This is a genomic window from Microbacterium sp. ABRD28 (genome assembly GCF_003850245.1).
Classification (GTDB): domain Bacteria; phylum Actinomycetota; class Actinomycetes; order Actinomycetales; family Microbacteriaceae; genus Microbacterium.
This window is the reverse complement of the sequence record NZ_CP031015.1, coordinates 2,737,523-2,756,384: the sequence shown is the minus strand read 5'-3', so window position 1 is coordinate 2,756,384 and position 18,862 is coordinate 2,737,523. Positions and strand designations below refer to the sequence as shown.

General features: G+C 70.7%; 16 protein-coding genes. 8 read left to right on the top strand and 8 right to left on the bottom strand.

Annotated elements, in window-relative coordinates; genetic code table 11:
* Both pstC and pstS read right to left on the bottom strand, forming a co-directional pair.
* The gene (gene pstC / locus DT073_RS13280) at window positions 1-954 is read right to left on the bottom strand and encodes a phosphate ABC transporter permease subunit PstC (protein WP_124293820.1); all 954 of its coding nucleotides are present in this window, start codon (window positions 952-954) and stop codon (window positions 1-3) included.
* An 88-nt stretch (window positions 955-1,042) separates the two neighbouring features.
* On the bottom strand, window positions 1,043-2,152 hold the full coding sequence (gene pstS / locus DT073_RS13275; protein ID WP_124293819.1) for a phosphate ABC transporter substrate-binding protein PstS: 1,110 nt from the start codon (window positions 2,150-2,152) through the stop codon (window positions 1,043-1,045).
* A 163-nt stretch (window positions 2,153-2,315) separates the two neighbouring features.
* On the opposite strand from pstS, the gene DT073_RS13270 reads away from it, so the two are divergent.
* Entirely contained in the window at window positions 2,316-6,293 is a 3,978-nt protein-coding gene (locus tag DT073_RS13270) for a Pls/PosA family non-ribosomal peptide synthetase (protein WP_124293818.1), read from the top strand.
* Between the two features lie 13 nt (window positions 6,294-6,306).
* Window positions 6,307-7,593 (top strand): M1 family metallopeptidase, encoded by a 1,287-nt coding sequence (locus DT073_RS13265; protein WP_124293817.1) that lies wholly within the window; start codon window positions 6,307-6,309, stop codon window positions 7,591-7,593.
* Here DT073_RS13265 and DT073_RS13260 read toward each other — a convergent pair.
* From DT073_RS13260 to DT073_RS13245, 4 genes are all read right to left on the bottom strand, one after another.
* Entirely contained in the window at window positions 7,587-8,138 is a 552-nt protein-coding gene (locus DT073_RS13260; RefSeq protein ID WP_124293816.1) for a 4'-phosphopantetheinyl transferase family protein, read from the bottom strand. The two genes, DT073_RS13265 and DT073_RS13260, sit on opposite strands and share 7 nt — an antisense overlap.
* Window positions 8,139-8,154: 16 nt before the next feature.
* Entirely contained in the window at window positions 8,155-9,090 is a 936-nt protein-coding gene (locus tag DT073_RS13255; protein WP_124293815.1) for an NUDIX hydrolase, read from the bottom strand.
* Entirely contained in the window at window positions 9,087-11,252 is a 2,166-nt protein-coding gene (locus tag DT073_RS13250; RefSeq protein ID WP_124293814.1) for an RNA degradosome polyphosphate kinase, read from the bottom strand. Before DT073_RS13250 ends, DT073_RS13255 begins: the two co-directional genes overlap by 4 nt.
* An 82-nt stretch (window positions 11,253-11,334) precedes the next feature.
* On the bottom strand, window positions 11,335-12,051 hold the full coding sequence (locus DT073_RS13245) for a winged helix-turn-helix domain-containing protein (RefSeq protein ID WP_124293813.1): 717 nt from the start codon (window positions 12,049-12,051) through the stop codon (window positions 11,335-11,337).
* Window positions 12,052-12,197: 146 nt separating this feature from the next.
* On the opposite strand from DT073_RS13245, the gene DT073_RS13240 reads away from it, so the two are divergent.
* The 3 genes from DT073_RS13240 (at window position 12,198) to ygfZ (ending at window position 14,358) form a co-directional block, all read left to right on the top strand.
* Window positions 12,198-12,488: a hypothetical protein gene (locus tag DT073_RS13240; protein ID WP_124293812.1), complete on the top strand. Its 291-nt coding sequence runs from the start codon at window positions 12,198-12,200 to the stop codon at window positions 12,486-12,488.
* Window positions 12,489-12,641: 153 nt separating this feature from the next.
* Window positions 12,642-13,250, top strand: coding sequence for a nitrobindin family protein (locus DT073_RS13235; protein WP_124293811.1), 609 nt, complete (start codon window positions 12,642-12,644; stop codon window positions 13,248-13,250).
* 1 nt (window position 13,251) lies between these two features.
* A complete protein-coding gene (gene ygfZ / locus DT073_RS13230) occupies window positions 13,252-14,358 on the top strand; it encodes a CAF17-like 4Fe-4S cluster assembly/insertion protein YgfZ (RefSeq protein WP_124293810.1) in 1,107 nt (368 codons plus the stop codon).
* Between the two features lie 28 nt (window positions 14,359-14,386).
* Here the strand turns inward: ygfZ and DT073_RS13225 are convergent, their stop codons facing one another.
* Complete coding sequence (locus tag DT073_RS13225; protein WP_124293809.1) at window positions 14,387-15,211, bottom strand: class I SAM-dependent methyltransferase; 825 nt, start codon at window positions 15,209-15,211, stop codon at window positions 14,387-14,389.
* Window positions 15,212-15,267: 56 nt separating this feature from the next.
* Between DT073_RS13225 and DT073_RS13220 the strand changes: the two genes are divergently transcribed.
* Window positions 15,268-16,020: a phosphoglyceromutase gene (locus DT073_RS13220; RefSeq protein WP_124293808.1), complete on the top strand. Its 753-nt coding sequence runs from the start codon at window positions 15,268-15,270 to the stop codon at window positions 16,018-16,020.
* 67 nt (window positions 16,021-16,087) lie between these two features.
* On the opposite strand, the gene phoU is transcribed toward DT073_RS13220, so the two are convergent.
* A complete protein-coding gene (phoU, locus tag DT073_RS13215; RefSeq protein ID WP_124293807.1) occupies window positions 16,088-16,771 on the bottom strand; it encodes a phosphate signaling complex protein PhoU in 684 nt (227 codons plus the stop codon).
* A 174-nt stretch (window positions 16,772-16,945) separates the two neighbouring features.
* On the opposite strand from phoU, the gene DT073_RS13210 reads away from it, so the two are divergent.
* A complete protein-coding gene (locus DT073_RS13210) occupies window positions 16,946-18,181 on the top strand; it encodes a sensor histidine kinase (RefSeq protein WP_124293806.1) in 1,236 nt (411 codons plus the stop codon).
* Complete coding sequence (locus DT073_RS13205) at window positions 18,178-18,861, top strand: response regulator (protein ID WP_124293805.1); 684 nt, start codon at window positions 18,178-18,180, stop codon at window positions 18,859-18,861. The genes DT073_RS13210 and DT073_RS13205 overlap by 4 nt, the downstream gene beginning before the upstream one ends.
* The last annotated feature ends 1 nt before the right edge of the window (window position 18,862 follow it).

The window sequence follows — 18,862 nt, the reverse complement described above, 5'->3', positions numbered from 1 at the left end:
TCAGTTCGCTCCCGAGAATTCCTTGCGCCGGCTGACGATCCAGCGAGCGAGCGCGTTGACGGCGAAGGTCACGATGAAGAGGATCAGGCCGGTGGCGATGAGGACGTTGACGTTGACGCCGTACGCCTCGGGGAAGGTCAGGGCGATGTTCGCGGGGATGGTGCTGGGGTTCTCGGAGGTGAAGAGCCGGAAGGTCACCACGCCGGTGGCCGAGAGCACCATGGCCACGGCCATCGTCTCGCCGAGGGCGCGGCCGAGGCCGAGCATCGAGGCCGAGACGATGCCGGAGCGGCCGAAGGGGAACACCGCCATCCTCACCATCTCCCAGCGCGTGGCGCCGAGGGCGAGGGCCGCCTCTTCGTGGAGGACCGGGGTCTGCAGGAAGATCTCGCGGCAGATGGCGGTGATGATCGGTGTCACCATGACCGCCAGCACCATCGCGGCGGTGAAGATCGTGCGGCCGGTGCCCGAGACGGGCCCGGCGAACAGCGGGAACCACCCCGCGTTGTCGACGAGCCAGGTGTAGACCGGCTGGACGGCGGGCGCGAGGACGAGGATTCCCCAGAGGCCGAAGACGACCGACGGGACGGCGGCCAGCAGGTCGACGATGTAACCGAGGGTCTGCGCCAGACGGCGCGGGGCGTAGTGGGAGATGAAGAGGGCGACGGCCACGGACAGCGGCACAGCCATCACGAGCGCGAGGAGGGAGGCCCAGAGGGTTCCGAAGGCGAGGGGCCAGACATACGACCAGAAGGTCGAGGTCAGCACCGAGGCGTTCTCGCTCGTGGCGGTGAGGCCGGGGATCGACTGGACGATGAGGAAGATCGCGACGGCGGCAAGGGTCACGAGGATCATCGAGCCCGCGAACAGCGCGGTTCCCGAGAACCAGCGGTCGCCGGGGCGCTGCTTCGGCTTCGTGCGGGGTTCGGCCGCCGGAGGAGCCAGAGTGGTCATCTCATCCTGTTCTCGGGTGGGGTGCGGATGTTCTCCCGGGGGAGAGGAATGGTGTCCGACCCGCCGAAGCGGGTCGGACACCATGGTGTCACTCGGTGACGATCAGGTCGATCGCAGCCTGCATGTTCTCGCGCTGGGTGTCCGAGACCGGAGCCGAACCGGCGGCCTCGGCCGCGGCGTCCTGACCCTCCGGGCTGATGACGTACTCGAGGAAGCCCTTGACCAGCGGCGCCTGAGCGGCATCGACGTACTCCTCGCACGCGATCATGTAGCTGACCAGAACGATCGGGTAAGCAGCCTCGTCGGGGGTGCGGTCCAGGGCGATCGCGAGGTCGCCGTCGGTGCGGCCCTCTTCACGCGGCGAGGCGTCGACGACGGCGGCGGCGGCCTCGGGCGAGAAGGCGACGAACTCTTCGCCGACCTGCACGGCGACCTGGCCGAAGCCCTCGGCGCGCGACGCGTCGGCGTAGCCGATCGTGCCGACGCCACCCTCGACGGCGGCCACGACACCCGAGGTGCCCTGCGCGGCCTCACCCGAGCTGAGCGGCCACACGCCGTCGGGCTCGTAGGTCCACACGTCGGGAGCAGCCTGGTAGAGGTAGTCGGTGAAGTTCTCGGTGGTGCCCGAGTCGTCGGCGCGGTGAACCGGAGTGATCTGCTGGTCGGGCAGCTCGACGCCCTCGTTCAGCGCGGCGATCGCCGGGTCGTTCCAGTTGGAGATGGTTCCCGCGAAGATGCCCGCGATAGTGGCGGCATCCATGTTCAGCTCGTCGACGCCCTCGAGGTTGAAGATGACAGCGATGGGCGAGATGTAGGAGGGCAGCTCGATGATTCCGGAGCCCTCGACGCAGCCGTCGAAGGGGCCCTCGGCGATCTCGTCGGCGGTGAAGGCGCGGTCGGAGCCGGCGAAGGCGACGGCGCCGGCCTGGAACGAGTCGCGACCCGCACCCGAGCCCGAGGGGTCGTACGAGACGGTCACATCGGGGTTTGCGCCCTGGAAGCCGGCGGACCAGGCCTGGACCGCGACCTCCTGCGAGGAGGCACCCGAGCCGACGAGCTCACCCGAGAGAGTCGACTCGGCGGGAGCGTCGGAGGAGTCGCCGCCGGCGGGGGCGGTCTCGTTGGCGGCGCAGGCGGTGAGCGTCAGCGCCGCGACGGCCGCGACGGCGCCCAGCTGAGCAATACGGGAGATCTTCACTGTGTGAATCCTTCGGGTTGGGGAATGGATGCCCGGTGCAGGGTCCGGAGGGCACGCTAAGCATCGACTCTTAAGAGAGTGCGCTGGGCCGGTGAACGGCAGGTGAACGGGTCACGCCCCCGAACGGCCGACTGCGTTACCTTCTCTCGCTACGATCCGAGACATGCCCGCGCCCGAACCGGACTCGGTCCGACCCCGTCCCGGGAACGATCGCCACCAGTCCGAGCTCGACCGCGCCGGCGCCGCCCCGCCTTCTCGGACGCTGTGGGACATCGTCCGCGAGACCGCCGCCCGCCACCCCGAGGCCTCCGCGATCGATGACGGGTCGACCGCCCTCAGCTACCGCGAAACGGTGCGAGCCGCCGGCCGCCTCGCGCTCCGCCTGCACGAGGCGGGGGTGACGCGAGGTGATCGCATCGGAGTGCGGATCGCCTCCGGTTCCAAGGACCTGTATCTCGCGATCCTCGGGATCCTCGCCGCAGGCGCCGCGTACGTGCCGGTCGACGCCGACGACCCGGACGAGCGGGCCCGCCTGGTCTTCGGCGAGGCCCGGGTCGCCGGGATCCTCACCGACGGCCTGGTGTTCGTCGGCGATGACGTCGTGCGCCAGGCATCGTCTCGTCGGGCCGTTCCCGCCGATCACGGGGCCGCCGGGGTGCCGACCGACACCGCTGCGCTCGCCCTGCTCGAGCCCCCGACGCCCGACGACGACGCGTGGGTCATCTTCACGTCCGGCTCCACGGGCGTGCCGAAGGGCGTCGCCGTCACGCACCGGTCGGCTGCGGCGTTCGTCGACGCCGAGGCGCGGCTGTTCCTCCAGGACGCGCCGCTCGGCCCCGACGACCGCGTGCTCGCCGGATTGTCCGTCGCCTTCGACGCGTCGTGCGAGGAGATGTGGCTCGCCTGGCGGCACGGCGCGTGCCTCGTCCCCGCACCTCGCGCGCTGGTGCGGTCGGGCGAGGATCTGGCGCCGTGGCTCATCAGGCAGGGGATCACCGTGGTCTCGACCGTGCCGACCCTCGCGGCGATGTGGCCGCAGGATGCGCTCGAGAGCGTGCGGCTGCTGATCTTCGGCGGCGAGGCATGCCCGCCCGACCTCGCCGCCCGCCTGTCGGTGGAAGGGCGCGAGGTGTGGAACACCTACGGCCCGACCGAGGCCACCGTCGTGGCCTGCGCGGCCCCGCTCGGCGACGGGGGGCCGGTGCGGATCGGTCTGCCCCTCGACGGGTGGGCGCTCGCGGTCGTGGACGCCGAGGGCGTACGGGTCGCGCCGGGCGAGATCGGCGAGCTCATCATCGGCGGCGTGGGCCTGGCTCGCTACCTCGATCCCGCGAAAGACGCCGAGAAATACGCGCCGTTCGCGCAGCTGGGCTGGGAACGGGCCTACCGCTCCGGTGACCTCGTGCGGTACGACCCCGAGGGCCTGGTGTTCGTCGGTCGCGCCGACGACCAGGTGAAGGTGGGCGGCCGGCGCATCGAGCTCGGTGAGGTGGAGGCGGCCCTGCAGGACATCCCCGGTGTCGCCGCGGCCGCCGCGGCGGTGCGCACCAGCGATGCCGGCGTCCCCCTCCTCGTCGGATACCTCGTCGCTCCCGCGGACCTCGATCGTGCGGCCGCGCGGGCCTTCCTCGCCGAGCGACTGCCGGCCGCGCTGGTGCCACTCCTCGCCGTCGTCGACGACCTTCCCGTGCGCACCTCCGGCAAGGTCGATCGTGCCGCCCTGCCGTGGCCGCTCCCGGGCGTCGAGCTCGATGTCAGCGGCCTCTCACCCGACGAGGTGTGGCTGGCCGCGCAGTGGCAGGCGGTGCTCGGGATGCCGGTGGGCGACCGGGAAGCGGATTTCTTCGACCTGGGCGGGGGGTCGCTCGCCGCCGCGCAGCTGGTGTCGCGGCTGCGGGCGCGGGTGCCGGAGTTCTCGGTCGCCGACATCTACGACGTCCCGCGGCTCGGTGCGATGGCGAAGGCGGTCGGAGCCGTGGCCGAGGATGCCCGCACCGACTTCCATCGGCCGGTGCCGACCCCGCGCCGAACCCAGTGGGCGCAGACGCTGCTCGCGGTGCCGCTGTTCGTGCTCAGCGGAATCCGGTGGCTGCTGTACCTCCTCACCGCCTCGGCGCTTCTTCAGCTCGTACCGGGATTCGAGGTGCTGCCGACCGCGCCGTGGCCGGTGCTCGTGGCGGGACTGCTGCTGTTCGCCACGCCGTTCGGTCGCATGGCGATCGCCGCCGCGGCGGCGCGACTGCTGCTGGCCGGGGTGAAGGCGGGTGATCACCCGCGCGGGGGTGGTGTGCATCTTCGGCTGTGGCTCGCCGAGCAGATCGCCGACCAGGTGGATGCGGTCGGGCTCGCCGGCGCCCCCTGGGTGGTCTACTACGCCAGGGCCCTCGGGGCCACGGTGGGCCGGGGCGTCGATCTGCACACCCTGCCGCCCATCACCGGCATGCTCGTCATCGGTGACGGTGCGGCGATCGAGCCGGAGGTGGATCTCACCGGCACGTGGATCGACGGCGACGTCGTGCGGATCGGACCTGTGCGCATCGGGGCGGACGCCACGGTCGGCGCGCGGTCGACGCTGGCCCCGGGCACGCGCATCGGACAGCGCGCCGAGATCGCACCCGGGTCGGCGGTGTTCGGCCGGGTCAAGGCCGATCAGTCGTGGGCCGGGTCGCCCGCCGTCCGGGTGGGGGAGGTCGCGGCAGGGTGGCCGACAGAGCGCGCCCCCGCGCCGACCCGGTGGCTGTGGGCCTACGCCGCGTCATCCGTTCTGCTCGCCCTCCTTCCGATCGTCGCCTTCGCCCTCGGAGGGCTCGTGGTGGCCGCGGGGATCCGGGGGGCGGATGACCTCGGCACCGCGTTCCTCGGCGCGCTCGCCCTGCTCGTCCCGGGAGTCCTGGTCGCCGGTGTCGTCTTCGCCGCCGCCGTGATCGTCGCGGTACGCCTGCTGTCTCTCGGCCTGGGCGAGGGCACCTTCCCGGTGCGGAGTGCGAACGGCTGGCGGGCCTGGACCATCGAGCGACTGCTCGACTCCGCCCGCACGATCCTCTTCCCGCTCTACTCGAGCCTGTTCACACCGGTGTGGCTCCGGCTTCTCGGCGCCCAGGTCGGGAAGGACGTCGAGGCGTCGACCGTGCTGCTTCTGCCGTCGATGACCCGCATCGAAGACGGGGCGTTCCTCGCCGACGACACGATGGTGGCGTCCTACGAGCTGCGGCGCGGCTGGGTGCGGATCGGCGCGGTGCGCATCGGCAAGCGCGCCTTCCTCGGCAACTCCGGCATGGCCGCGCCGGGGCACCGTGTGCCCCGTGACGGCCTCGTGGCGGTGCTGTCCTCCGCGCCGCGCAAGGCGAAGGCCGGATCGTCGTGGCTCGGCTCGCCGGCCGTGCGCCTGCGACGGGTCACCGCGGGCGGAGACGACGCGCGCACCTATCACCCGCCGGTCCGGCTCCGCGTCGCACGGACGCTGTGGGAGCTGTGCCGGTTCGTGCCCGTCATCGTCACCTGCGGCATCGGGTTGGGTGTGCTCTTCGTCCTCGCCGCCCTGTGGGAGGCGGCCCCGATCGCCGCCCTGCTGCTCTCGGGCGTCGTGCTTCTGGCCGCCGGAGCCGTGGCGGCGCTCGTGACCACCGCGGCGAAGTGGCTCATCGTCGGGTCGATCCCCGCGGGCGAGTCCCCCCTGTGGTCGAGCTTCGTCTGGCGCACCGAGGTGTCGGACACCTTCACCGAGATGGTCGCCGCACCCTGGTTCGCCCGGGCGGCCGCCGGCACACCGGCCCTGGCCGTGTGGCTGCGTACCCTCGGGGCTCGTATCGGTCGGGGAGTGTGGTGCGACAGCTACTGGCTCCCCGAACCCGACCTCGTCACCCTCGGCGACGGCAGCACGGTCAATCGCGGGTGCGTCGTGCAGACCCACCTGTTCCATGATCGAATCATGAGTATGGACACGGTCACTCTCGAACCCGGCGCGACCCTCGGTCCGCACAGCGTCATCCTCCCGGGCGCGGTGATCGGGTCGCACGCGACGGTGGGCCCGGCGTCGCTGGTGATGCGGGGCGAGGCGGTGCCCGTCGGGTCACGCTGGAGCGGAAACCCGATCGGACCCTGGCGCGCGGTGAAGGTGCGCGCCTACCAGTCGACCTCGTGATGTCCTCGACCTCGTGACCCCGGTCTCGGCCTACACCCCCGACAGCGGGGACGCCGCCTTCGACGTCGAGTCGTACGACCTCGACCTGACGTACCGCGTGCGCACCAACCGCCTCGACGGGCGGGCGCTTCTGAACGCCGTCGCGGCCCTCTCGACGCGACAGGTGCGCCTCGATCTCGTCGGCCTGCGGGCGGCCTCGGTCCGCGTGGACGGCGACCCGGTGGCGTTCCGCCAGGACTCCCGCGCCCTTCACCTCACCCTGGCCGCGCCGTTGGAACCGGGGGAGCGGTTCTCCGTCGACGTCGCCTACGGCGGCGCACCGCGACCGCGCCGGACCCGCTGGGGGACGCTCGGGTGGGAGGAGCTCGATGACGGCGCCCTCGTCGCCGCGCAGCCGACCGGTGCGCCGACCTGGTTCCCGTGCAACGACCGCCCCGACGACCGGGCGACCTACCGCGTGACCCTGGCGACGGACGCGCCGTACCGCGCCATCGCGACAGGGGTGCCGATGGACGTCCGGCGCCGTGGCCGGCTCGAAGCCCGCACCTTCGAGCTGCGCGTTCCGACGCCGACCTACCTCGTGGCTGCGCACGTCGGGCGCTTCACCACCACCGCGGTGACCGTTCCGGGGGTGGTGGCGGAGCTGGTCCATCCCCCCGAACTCGCAGAGCGCGCCGCGCAGGCCTTTGCTCCGCTGCCGCGGATGATGGCGGTCCTGGAGGATGTCTTCGGCGCGTATCCCCAGGAGCGCTGCACGATGGTCGTCACCCCGGACGTCCTGGAGATCCCGCTCGAAGCGCAGGGAATGGCGCTGTTCGGCGTCAACCACCTCGCGCTGTCGTTCGAGCGGCTCATCGCCCATGAGCTCGCCCATCAGTGGGTGGGCAACAGCGTGGGCCTCCGCGACTGGAGCGACATCTGGCTGAACGAGGGCTTCGCCTGCTACGCCGAATGGCTGTGGTCCGAGCGCTCGGGCGGGGCGACCGCCGACGCCCACGCCGCTGCGCACTGGGAGCGTGTGGCGGCCGAGCCGGCCGATCTGCTCCTCGCCGACCCCGGTCCGGAGGCGATGTTCGACGATCGGGTCTACAAGCGCGGAGCGCTGACGCTGCACGCACTGCGCTCAGCCGCCGGCGATGCGGCGTTCTTCCCCTTCCTGCGGCGCTGGACCACCGTGCACCGCCACCAGGTGGTCGGCACCCACGAGTTCCGTCTCGCCGTCGCCGAGTCGTTCGGACCGTCCGGGGAAGCGCTCCTGTCGCGCTGGATCGACGGCGTCGCCCTCCCGCGGCGTCACTGACGGAGGATCGCCGCACTGACGACGAGATCCGAGGTCGCGGGAACGTCCCATCCCTCGGCCGGCTCCCGGCGACCGGGGAGCGTCGCCGACCAGGTGCCGTCCGCCCTCTCTCGCACGACGACGTCGGCGGGGTCGACGTCGAGCCCCCGGCCGTCCGCCTTCAGCGCAGCCTCGATCCGAGTCCACTCGCGGACGGTGCCGCGCCGTCCCGGCCCGGGCACCCCGTCCCACCCGGCGGTGTCGCGCACGGGATCCAGCCGTGCTTCGGCATCGATCCCGAACCCGACGGTCCCCGCGGCGGGCGTGACGGCCGCGACCGCGATGCGTCCGGCGTAGGCCACCGATCCGCGCAGTCCCGTGCCCTCCAGGACGACCGGTCCGTGCGGTCCGCCGCAGCGAGGACAGGGGTTGCGAAGGCGAAGGGCCGCCGGGTTTCCGGCCAGCTCGGCGATCATGCTCCAGGCGACGTCGCGACGCGGCATCCCCTCGGGCACTCGGGCCCAGCGGATGACGAACCCGGATGGCTGCGACCGCGCGGCCCTCATCGTGCCCGACCTGCGATCACAGTGCGGGCGTGAAGGTCTCGATCGAGAGGAGGCCCGAGCCCGGGGCGTCGGCGGAGACATGGAGGACCGAGTACCCGGCCGGCTCGAGCGGCGGTGTCTTGGCCAGCATGCCGGGGAGCGTCCCCGTCGCGAGCACGACCTCGCTGAGGATCGTGGGCAGGACCGGGCGGTGACTCACGAGCACCACGGGCTTGCGGCTGCGGACCCGCTCGCCGATCACCCGGCGCACGTCCGCCGATCCTTCGTCCCAGGCGTCCTCGCTGATGTTCCGGCAGAGCTCCACCTTCCGTCCGGCCGCGGCGGCGAAGGGCGCGATCGTCTTGACGCAGCGGACGGCGGGACTGGAGAGCACCTGTCGGACGCCGAAGGCCTGCAGCTGGCCGACGAGCGCCGTCGCCTGGCGCTTGCCGCGGACCGTCAGCGGCCGGTCGGTGTCTTTTCCGTCCCAGTCTTCCCGCGCGAGCGCCTTCCCGTGGCGCAGGACCACCACCGGGAACGTGCGAGGCGGATCGCCTTCGCGAAGCGCGAGGAACCGCTCGACGATGTCGATGTCGACGGGATAGCTGAGCAGCTTCAGCGCCTTCTTCGGCGACCGCCACTCCAGGGCAGCGATCTCACGGTTCGGCACGAACGAGGAGGTGCGGATGGCCGTCTCGGTCGCCTCGGCCGCCCAGTAGTGCACGACCTTCTCGCGTTTGCTCGGCAGGTGGTAGCGGGACACCCCGACGGGTGCGCCGAGGCTCACCTTGATCCCGGTCTCTTCATGGATCTCGCGCGCCGCCGTCTCGGGGAGGGTCTCGCCCGGGTCGACCTTGCCCTTCGGGAGCGTGATGTCGCGGTACTTCGTGCGATGGATGAGGAGGATCCGGAGCTTCCCCTCCACCAGACGCCAGACCACGCCGCCTGCAGCCCAGACCGTGTCGGCCGTCATCGCACCGCCCGTGCACGCCGACGGCGCTGCACGTTCGTCATCGTCCGGTCCTGCAGATCGATCAGCGCCTTGCCGTCGTCGTCTCGGCTGTGACGGGTCCACTCGCCCTCGGGGCCGAGCCACCAGGAGCTCGTCCCGTCGTTCATCGCGAGGTCGAACAGGTCGGAGAGCTCCTTCAGGTGCTGTTCGGCGGTGACCCGGACGAGCGCCTCGACACGACGGTCGAGGTTGCGGTGCATCATGTCGGCGCTGCCGATGAACACCTGCGGGTCGCCGTCGTGCGCGAACGAGAAGATCCGCGAGTGCTCCAGATAGCGACCGAGGATGCTGCGGACGGTGATGTTCTCGCTCATGCCGGGGACACCGGGCTTGAGCGAGCAGATGCCGCGCACCCAGATGTCCACGGGCACGCCGGCCTGGCTCGCCCGGTAGAGGGCGTCGATGATCTGTTCGTCGACCATGGAGTTGACCTTGATCCGGATGCGCGCGGGCTTACCCGCCAGCGCGTTGCGGCGCTCCCGGTCGATCAGTCGCAGCAAGCCCTTGCGCAGGTGCAGGGGAGCGACGAGGAGGCGCTTGAACTTCTTCTCGATCGCGTAGCCCGACAGCTCGTTGAACAGCCGTGTGAGATCGCGCCCGACCTGATCGTTGGCCGTGAACAGGCCGAAATCCTCGTAGATCCGGCTGGTCTTGGGGTTGTAGTTGCCGGTGCCGACGTGGCTGTACGAGCGCAGCACGCCGTCCTCCTCGCGGATGACGTGGGCGAGCTTGCAGTGGGTCTTCAGCCCCACGAGGCCGTAGACGACGTGGACGCCCGCCTTTTCGAGCTTGCGCGCCCAGACGATGTTGGCCGCCTCGTCGAACCGTGCCTTGACCTCGACCAGCGCCAGTACCTGCTTGCCGGCTTCGGCGGCATCGATGAGCGCCTGCACGATCGGGCTGTCTCCCGAGGTGCGGTACAGCGTCTGCTTGATGGCGAGCACGTGCGGGTCTTTGGCCGCCTGCTCGAGGAACGCCTGGACGCTCGTCGCGAAGGACTCGTACGGGTGATGGACCAGCACGTCGGCCTTGCGGATGGCGGCGAAGATGTCGGCACGTTCGTTGTTGTCGCCCGGCTGGAACGCCACCGCCGTCGTGGGCAGGTGCGGCTTGTAGTGCAGCTCGGGGCGGTCGATCCGCGACAGGTCGAACAGCCCTCGCAGATCCAGCGGCCCCGGAAGGCGGTAGACCTCCTGGGCGGTGATGTCGAGCTCGCTGAGAAGGAGGTCCAGCGTCAGGTCGTCCATGTCCTCGGTGACCTCGAGCCGGATCGGCGGGCCGAACCGGCGGCGCAGGAGCTCGGCCTCGAGGGCCTGGATGAGGTTCTCGGTCTCATCCTCCTCGATCGTCATGTCCTCGTTTCGGGTGAGGCGGAAGGCGTGATGGTCGAGGATCTCCATGCCGGGGAAGAGATCGTCGAGATTGTGGGCGATCAGGTCCTCCAGCGGCAGGTAGCGCACGCGCTCGCCGTCTCGCGCGACCTCGACGAACCGCGGCAGCATCGGCGGCACCTTCAGCCGCGCGAACTCCTGCCGACCGGTGCGGGCGTTGCGGATGCGGATGGCGAGGTTCAGCGACAGGCCGGAGATGTAGGGGAAGGGGTGGGCCGGGTCGACCGCGAGAGGCATGAGGACGGGGAAGACCTGCGCCTGGAAGAAGTCGTACAGCGCGGTGCGCTCATCCGCGCTGAGATCGTCGTAGGAGAGGATCTCGATCCCCTTCTCGGAGAGCCCCGGCCGTACCAGGCTCGTCCAGGCGTCGGCGTGTCGGAGCTGGAGGTCGTGCGCCGCCGAGGAGATGTCGGCCAGCACTTCCTGGGGGGACCGGCCGACGTTGGTGGGGACCGCGAGGCCGGTGATGATGCGGCGCTTCAGCCCGGCGACCCGCACCATGAAGAACTCGTCGAGGTTGCTGGCGAAGATGGCCAGGAAGTTCGCCCGCTCGAGCACCGGCAGCGAGGGGTCTTCGGCGAGCTCGAGGACCCGCTGATTGAAAGCCAGCCAGCTCAGCTCGCGATCGAGATACCGATCGTCCGGGAGCTCGGAGTCGAATGCCTCGGGAACGTCGAAGTCGTCGTCATCCGCATCGCCGAGGCCGGCGTCGAGCACATCGTGTTCGATCATCCCCACATCATTGCAGGGAGAGGTGTCGGCCGCGTGAACAGACCCGTGCCGGACCGGCGGTCAGCCGGTCTCGGCGAGGCGATCACGCCTCCGTACGCTCCCGGTTCGCGGTCCGGTCGCGGGGGGCGGGAACCTGATCGTCCTCGTAGACGTTGAACCGATAGCCGACGTTGCGCACGGTGCCGATCAGCTGCTCCAGATCGCCGAGCTTCGCGCGCAGTCGCCGGACATGCACGTCGACGGTGCGGGTACCCCCGAAGTAGTCGTAGCCCCACACCTCGCTCAGCAGCTGCTCGCGCGTGAACACCCGCGAGGGGTGCGTGGCGAAGAAGTGCAGGAGTTGGAACTCCTTATAGGTCAGATCCAGCGGTTTGCCGTGCACCTTGGCGGAGTACGAGGATTCATCGATGCTGATGCCGGAGGTCTGGATGCGGGTGGAGACCTGCTCCTTGGAGACTCGGCCGATCGCGAGGCGGACGCGGGCGTCGACCTCGGCTGGGCCTGCGGTGACCAGGATGACGTCGTCGACGCCCCAATCGGTGGACACCGCCGTCAGGCCGCCCTCGGTGACGACGAGGACGAGGGGTGCGTCCAGGCCCGTGGTGTTGAGGATCTTGCAGAGCGACTTGGCGCCGACGAGGTCGACTCGGGCGTCGACGAAGATGACGTCTGCTGCGGGGGCGTTGACCAGCTGAGCCGGTTCGGCGGGGATGAGCCGCACGCGGTGACTGAGCAGTTCCAGGGCAGGCAAGACCGGTCCTGCTCCCTGCGTGGAGCTCAACACCAGAAGCTGTGCCACTCGCTGGACCGTCCTCCCGACGCTCTGGGGCGTCGTGCACTTTGACTTCACGTCGTGAAGCCCAGTGTAGAGCGTGGCGAGAACCGGCCTGACGCGGTCGGCGAGCGGGGGTGTTCCCGCCCCGGTGATGGGACACAATGGAGGAGATGTCCGAGATCGAGCTCGTTCCCCGCCGCACCATCGGCGGGATCATCGCCGTGTGGGTGTTCGCGGCGGTCGCCGGAGTGGCGATCGGGGTGCTCGTGCCGGTGGAGTGGCGGGCCGCGTGGTTGACGGTGAGTCTCGGCGGCTGCCTGATCATCGCGTTCGCGGTGCAGCTGTGGTACGGGCGTTCCCAGGGTTTCACGGAGCGTGTGGCGGCCAGCGTCCTCGGCGCCCTGCTGGTGTTGGGCGTGCTGAGCATGGGCTTCGCGCTCGCTGCCGTCGTGACGGGCTAGGTGCCGCCGGCGGCACTAGACTCGGGCGTATGGACCTCCTTGCGCTGGAAATCTTCTACCTGGGGTTGCTGGGTCTCGCGTCGGTCGCGATCGCGTTCGTGTCGGCTGTCGTGATCAAGAACCTCTACCGCGGTCAGCGCTGACGAGCCCTTCGTGCTCGACCTGCCGACCGACCTCCCCGCCGATCTCGCTCCTCTCTCATGGCTCCTGGGCGTGTGGGAGGGAACGGGTGTCATCGACTACGACGCGCCTGAGCACCATTACGTCGGCGAGTTCCGTCACCGGGTGAGCTTCAGTCACGACGGGGGAGACCACCTCAACTACTCCGCCCGCGCATGGCTGATCGCTCCCGCGCCCGACCCGCAGCCGCAGGAGCTGGTCTCGGAGATGGGATTCTGGCGCCTGTCGCGTCCCGCGACCGCTGCCGACGCCGGACCCGGGCTCCTTCCCCCCACCGCGAGCGCCCGCGCGCGCACCGTCGATGACGTCGAGGCCCTGCGGACGTCCGAGGGCGACTTCGAGGTGGAAGCGGCGATCGTTCACTCCGACGGCGTCAGCGAGCTGTACCTCGGACGCGTCCGCGGTCCGCGCATCGACCTCGCCACCGACGCGGTGGTCCGCACCGCGGGCGCCAAGCCCTACACCGCCGCCACACGGATGTACGGGCTCGTGGACGGCCACCTGCTGTGGGCCTGGGACATCGCCGCCGTGGGCGCGCGTCTGGGCGCGCACGCGTCGGCCCGACTGGCGAAGGCGGACTGACATGCTCCCCCCCATCGACCTTCCCGGAGCGATCGTCGAAGACGGCGCGCTCCGCCACCTCGGCAATCCGCTGGGAGAGCAGCGCGCGTTGGCCCACGGTCGCGCTGTCGCACTCCTCGGTGATCGTGGGGTCATCGCCGTCGCCGGACCCGACCGGCTGTCGTGGCTGGACTCGCTCACGTCGCAGGCGGTGGCGCATCTCTCTCCAGGTGAGAGCACCGAGCTGCTCGTGCTCGATCCGCACGGACACGTCGAGCACGCGGCATCCGTCCTCGACGACGGCGAGACGACCTGGTTGATCGTCGATGCCGCCGACGTCGAGCCGCTGGCGTCGTGGCTGATGCGGATGCGGTTCCGGCTGCGCGTGGAGATCAGGGATGCGACCGACGAGGTCGTCGTGGTCGGGGGGACGGATGCCGCGGTGCGCGGCGTTCCTGCGGCCGAGCCGGCCGGACACCCGCTCACGTGGCACGACCCGTGGCCCCGGGTCCAGGTCGGGGGGCACGCCTACGGACCGGCTGACGACCACCCCGGCGCGGACTGGGATTGGACCGAGGCGCTCGTGCTCCCGGACGACGCCGCGCGGCTCATCGACGACGCCCGCCGCGGCGAACGGAGCCTTGCCGGCTCGCTCGCCGCCGACGCCCTGCGCATCGCCGCGTGGCGTCCGCGCTGGCGGAGTGAGGCCGACGAGCGTGCACTCCCGCACGAGGCCGATTGGCTGCGGACCGCGGTGCACCTGAGCAAGGGCTGCTACCGCGGACAGGAGACGGTGGCCAAGGTGCACAATCTCGGCCACCCGCCCCGCCGCCTCGTCGCCCTGCACCTCGACGGCAGTGACAGCACCCTCCCGGCGCACGGATCCCCGGTCCGCAGCGGAGAGGACGTCGTGGGGGCGATCACCTCGTCGGCGTTGCATTACGAGGAGGGGCCCATCGCTCTGGCGCTGGTGCGCCGGAACACCCCCATCGACACCGACCTCGTCGTCGACACCGACGACGGTGAGGTCGCGGCCGCGCAGGTCGCCATCGTGCCGCCGGAGGCGGGCGCGGTCGCCGGCGTGCCGCGCATCACCCGTCTCTCCCGGCGCAAGGTCGCCGAGGCCTGAATCGGGGCGTCGGCCTGACCGGACCCCGTCAGCGGGGGGCGACGGTCTCCCACGGGACCGTCATCTCACCCAGGCGCCAGCGCCGGCGGTCGGGGAGGTCCATCCCTCGCGCCCGGAGCGCCTCCAGGGCTCCCTCCCAGCGTTGGACCGGGCCGAACGGGGCGAGGCTCGCGGCCCGCTCCCACGCATCGTCCACGGCCTGGAGCAGGTCGTGGATCCGCTCGCCCGGCACGTTGCGATGGATCAGGGCCTTCGGGAGTCGCTCGGCGACGACCCCCGGCCGCTCGAGATCGGCCAGGCGCAGCGAGATCGTGAGGCTCCGCGGATGCGCGGTGTGGTCGATGGCGATCCAGCTGGCGATCCGGCCCTGCTCGTCGCACGTGCCCTCGACGAGCACGCCGCCCGTCGGGAGCCGGGCGGCCATCTGCTCCCAGGCGGACACGACCTCGGTCTCGTCGTACTGGCGGAGGACGTTCATGGCGCGGATGACCGCGGGGCGGCGTCCGGCCGGAAGGGGAATCTCGAAGCCGCCGCGATCGAAGTGCACCCGAGCGTGAGGGGCGAACGAGGTCTCGCCGGCGCGGACGCGCGCGAGTTCCTCACGGGCGCGGTCCACCCGCGCGGGATCGATCTCGAGGCCCACCACCTCAGCGGCGGGATGGACCCGCGAGATGCGGGACCACAGCTCCAGCGTCGTCCAGCCGCGGGCTCCGTAGCCGAGGTCGACGACGAGGGGATCGGCCGAGCGGCGGAGGGCGGGGTGCCGGGCGATCCAGCGGTCCACCCGGCGAAGGCGGTTGGTGCCGGTGGTCCCGCGCGTCGCACGCCCGATGGGAGCGCGTCCGCCGGTCATCTCTCCATGATGCCAGCGGGTTCGGGCGCTGCCGATGCGCTCAGTAGCATGAAGGTATGACCGAGCCCTCTACGCTGATCCTCCTTCGTCACGGCCAGAGTGAGTGGAACGAGCTGAACCTCTTCACCGGGTGGGTCGATGTCCGCCTGACCGAGCAGGGCAAGGCCGAGGCCACCCGTGGCGGCCAGCTCCTGGCCGAGTCGGGCCTGGCTCCCGACATCCTCTACACCTCGGTGCTCAGCCGCGCCATCCAGACCGCGAACATCGCCCTCGATGCGGCCGATCGGCTGTGGATCCCGGTGAAGCGGTCGTGGCGCCTGAACGAGCGGCACTACGGCGCGCTGCAGGGGAAGGACAAGGCGCAGACCCTGGCCGAATACGGGCAGGAGCAGTTCATGCTCTGGCGCCGCTCCTTCGACGTGCCGCCGCCGCCGCTGGCCGATGACGACGAGTTCAGCCAGGTCGGCGACCCGCGCTACCACGGCATCGACGGCGAGGTGCCGCGCACCGAGTCGCTCGCACTGGTGATCGACCGCCTGCTGCCCTACTGGAACAGCGACATCGTGCCCGATCTCCAGGCGGGCAAGACGGTCCTCGTCACCGCGCACGGCAACTCGCTGCGAGGACTGGTGAAGCACCTCGAGGGCATCAGCGACGCCGACATCGCCGAGGTGAACATCCCCACGGGCATTCCGCTGGTGTACCGCCTCGACGAGAACCTCGTCGCCGACGGGCCGGGGCAGTACCTCGACCCCGAGGCCGCCGCCGCCGGGGCTGCGGCCGTCGCCGCTCAGGGCGCGAAGAAGTAGCACTTCCAGAACGCAGAAACGGGCCCGCGCACACAGCGCGGGCCCGTTTCTGCGTCGGGGGAGTGGATCAGGCGTTCGCGGCCTGGGCCTCTTCGAACGCCTCGCCGTGACTCGCCCAGTCGCCGGTGGCGAGATAGATCATCTTCTTCCCGATCGACACGGCGTGGTCGGCGAAGCGCTCGTGATAACGGCTCGCGAGAGTGGCGTCCACCGTCGCCGAGGCCTCGCCCTCCCAGCTGTCGGAGAGCACCTTCTCGAAGACGCTGACGTGGAGGTCGTCGATCTTGTCGTCGAGGTCGCGGATGCGATCGGTGATCGTCAGGTCGATGGTCCGAAGGAGCTCGGTCAGAAGGCGCGCGGCTTCGACATCGAGCTGACCCATCTTGGAGAACGTCGACTTCAGGCCCTTCGGGACCGCCCGCTCCGGGAAGCGCATGCGGGTCAGCTGGGCGATGTGCTCGGCGATGTCGCCCATGCGCTCGAGCGACGCGCTGACGCGGAGGGCGCTGACGACGATGCGCAGGTCGCGGGCGACAGGCTGCTGCCGGGCGAGGATCTCGATCGCGAGCTCATCGAGTTCGACCGTCTTCTGATCGATGATGAGGTCGGCGTCGATGACCTCCTCCGCCAGCGAGACGTCGCTGGAGCCGAAGGCGCGGGTGGCCTTGTCGATCGCCACCGTGACGAGCTCGGAGATCTCGACCAGACGCGACTGCACGTCCTCCAGCGACTGATGGAACACTTCGCGCATCGCAGCACCTTTCCTCGTGATGGTCTTTCGCGTCGGGCGGGCACGCGTAACCCCGCGATTGTCATCAGCGGAGGTTAACGAACGGTGCCCGGACAGTGAATAGTAGCGACCCCGCCCTCGCCGGGCCTCTCGTTGCGCCGGAGCGCCGGTGCCTGGCACTCTACGCTGGAACCCATGGACACGACGCAGCTCGCGCTGCTGGCCCTCCTCGCCGGGGTGGTCATCGGGGCACTCCTGAGTGCCATCGTCCTGGTGTCGATGCGGGCTCGCGACCGCCTGCGTGCGGCGGACTCCCGCGAGCTCCCCGAGGGCATGAGCGAGGTGCTCCACGGCATGGACGACCCGGCCGTCGTGGTCGACAACTCCTTCACCGTCCTGGCCGCATCGGCGTCGGCGACGCCCTTCCATCTGAGGGAGGGCGCGGCCCTCCCCGGCGACGACCTGCGCGTGCTCGTGCGCAAGATGAAGGATGACGCCACGTCGGCGTCCTCCACGCTCCGCCTGCAGCGGGGCGCGCCGCCTGCCGAGCCACGGCTGGTGTCGGTGCGGGCGACCCGGATCTCGCCGCGGCTGACGCTCCTGGTTCTGCGTGACATCACGGAGCGGGAGCGGGTCGAGCAGATGCGTCGCGATTTCGTGGCGAACACCAGCCACGAGTTGAAGACACCGGTGGGTGCGGTGAGCCTGCTGGCCGAGGCGATCGAATCCGCTGCCGACGATCCCGATCAGGTGCGCGTGTTCTCCTCCCGCCTGACGGCCGAGGCGAACCGGCTCGCGCTCCTGACCTCCCGCATCATGAACCTCTCCCGGCTGCAGTCGGCCGACGAGCTGTCCGAGGAGCGCAGCGTGTCGGTCGACGAGGTCATCGCGTCCGCGGTCGACGCGCACACCCTGCAGGCGGAATCCGCCGACGTCGTGCTGACCCGAGGAGGCTCGCGCGGCCTCTACGTGCGCGGCGACGGCCAGATCCTCAGCGAGGCCGTCGGCAACCTCATCGCCAACGCGATCGCGTACTCCCCGAAGGGTTCGAGCGTCGGGGTCGGGGTCAAGGCCGTCGACGACATCGTCGAGATCGCCGTCACCGACCGCGGCATCGGCATTCCCGAGGCCGACCAGGAGCGCATCTTCGAACGCTTCTATCGCACCGATCAGGCGCGATCGCGCCGCACCGGCGGAACGGGTCTCGGCCTCGCGATCGTCAAGCACGCCGTGCAGCGCCACGGCGGCGAGGTGCGCCTGTGGTCCCGGCCCGGGCGAGGCTCCACCTTCACGATCCGGCTGCCCCTGGTCGAACCGCCCCTGGATGACAGCCCGGGTCGCCGCCCCCGACGCAAGCGTCCCGCCTCCGGGGTCGGCCGCGCCGCGGCATCCGTCCCCTCCCGCCCCGTCCCGAACGGAGAACCCGAATGACCCGCGTCCTGCTCGTCGAGGATGAACCCGATCTCGCCGACCCGCTGGCCTACCTGCTCAAGCGCGAGGGCTACGAGGTCGAGATCGCCGAGGACGGCGCGGCGGCGCTCGCGGCCTTCCGTGAGCGTGGGGCCGACATCGTGCTGCTGGATCTGATGCTCCCGAGCATGCCGGGAACGGAGGTCTGCCGGCAGATCCGCACGACCTCGGCCGTGCCGATCATCATGCTGACCGCGAAGGACTCGGAGGTCGACATCGTCGTCGGGCTGGAACTCGGCGCCGACGACTATGTCACCAAGCCGTATTCGGCACGCGAGCTGCTGGCGCGGATGCGCGCCGTCCTCCGCCGTCTGCAGCAGGCCGACTCGGACCTCCAGGATCACGTGCTCGTCGGCGGGCGGGTCGTGCTCGACATCGACCGGCACACGGTGAGCGTCGACGACCAGCAGATCAACATGCCGCTGAAGGAATTCGAGCTGCTCGAGGTTCTGATGCGCAACGCGGGCCGCGTGCTCACCCGGGGTCAGCTGATCGACCGGGTCTGGGGGAGCGACTACTTCGGCGACACCAAGACGCTGGACGTGCACATCAAGCGGATCCGTTCGCGGATCGAGCAGAACCCCTCCGACCCGACGATGCTCGTGACCGTGCGGGGGCTCGGGTACCGCTTCGAGGGCTGAG

Coding starts and splice junctions, on each gene's coding strand:
- ygfZ (WP_124293810.1), top strand. CDS start 13,252: ATGCTCCCCCCCATCGACCTTCCCGGAGCGATCGTCGAAGACGGCGCG.
- DT073_RS13210 (WP_124293806.1), top strand. CDS start 16,946: ATGGACACGACGCAGCTCGCGCTGCTGGCCCTCCTCGCCGGGGTGGTC.
- pstC (WP_124293820.1), bottom strand. CDS start 954: ATGACCACTCTGGCTCCTCCGGCGGCCGAACCCCGCACGAAGCCGAAG.
- phoU (WP_124293807.1), bottom strand. CDS start 16,771: ATGCGCGAAGTGTTCCATCAGTCGCTGGAGGACGTGCAGTCGCGTCTG.
- DT073_RS13225 (WP_124293809.1), bottom strand. CDS start 15,211: ATGACCGGCGGACGCGCTCCCATCGGGCGTGCGACGCGCGGGACCACC.
- DT073_RS13260 (WP_124293816.1), bottom strand. CDS start 8,138: ATGAGGGCCGCGCGGTCGCAGCCATCCGGGTTCGTCATCCGCTGGGCC.
- DT073_RS13220 (WP_124293808.1), top strand. CDS start 15,268: ATGACCGAGCCCTCTACGCTGATCCTCCTTCGTCACGGCCAGAGTGAG.
- DT073_RS13255 (WP_124293815.1), bottom strand. CDS start 9,090: ATGACGGCCGACACGGTCTGGGCTGCAGGCGGCGTGGTCTGGCGTCTG.
- DT073_RS13250 (WP_124293814.1), bottom strand. CDS start 11,252: ATGATCGAACACGATGTGCTCGACGCCGGCCTCGGCGATGCGGATGAC.
- DT073_RS13270 (WP_124293818.1), top strand. CDS start 2,316: ATGCCCGCGCCCGAACCGGACTCGGTCCGACCCCGTCCCGGGAACGAT.
- DT073_RS13240 (WP_124293812.1), top strand. CDS start 12,198: ATGTCCGAGATCGAGCTCGTTCCCCGCCGCACCATCGGCGGGATCATC.
- DT073_RS13205 (WP_124293805.1), top strand. CDS start 18,178: ATGACCCGCGTCCTGCTCGTCGAGGATGAACCCGATCTCGCCGACCCG.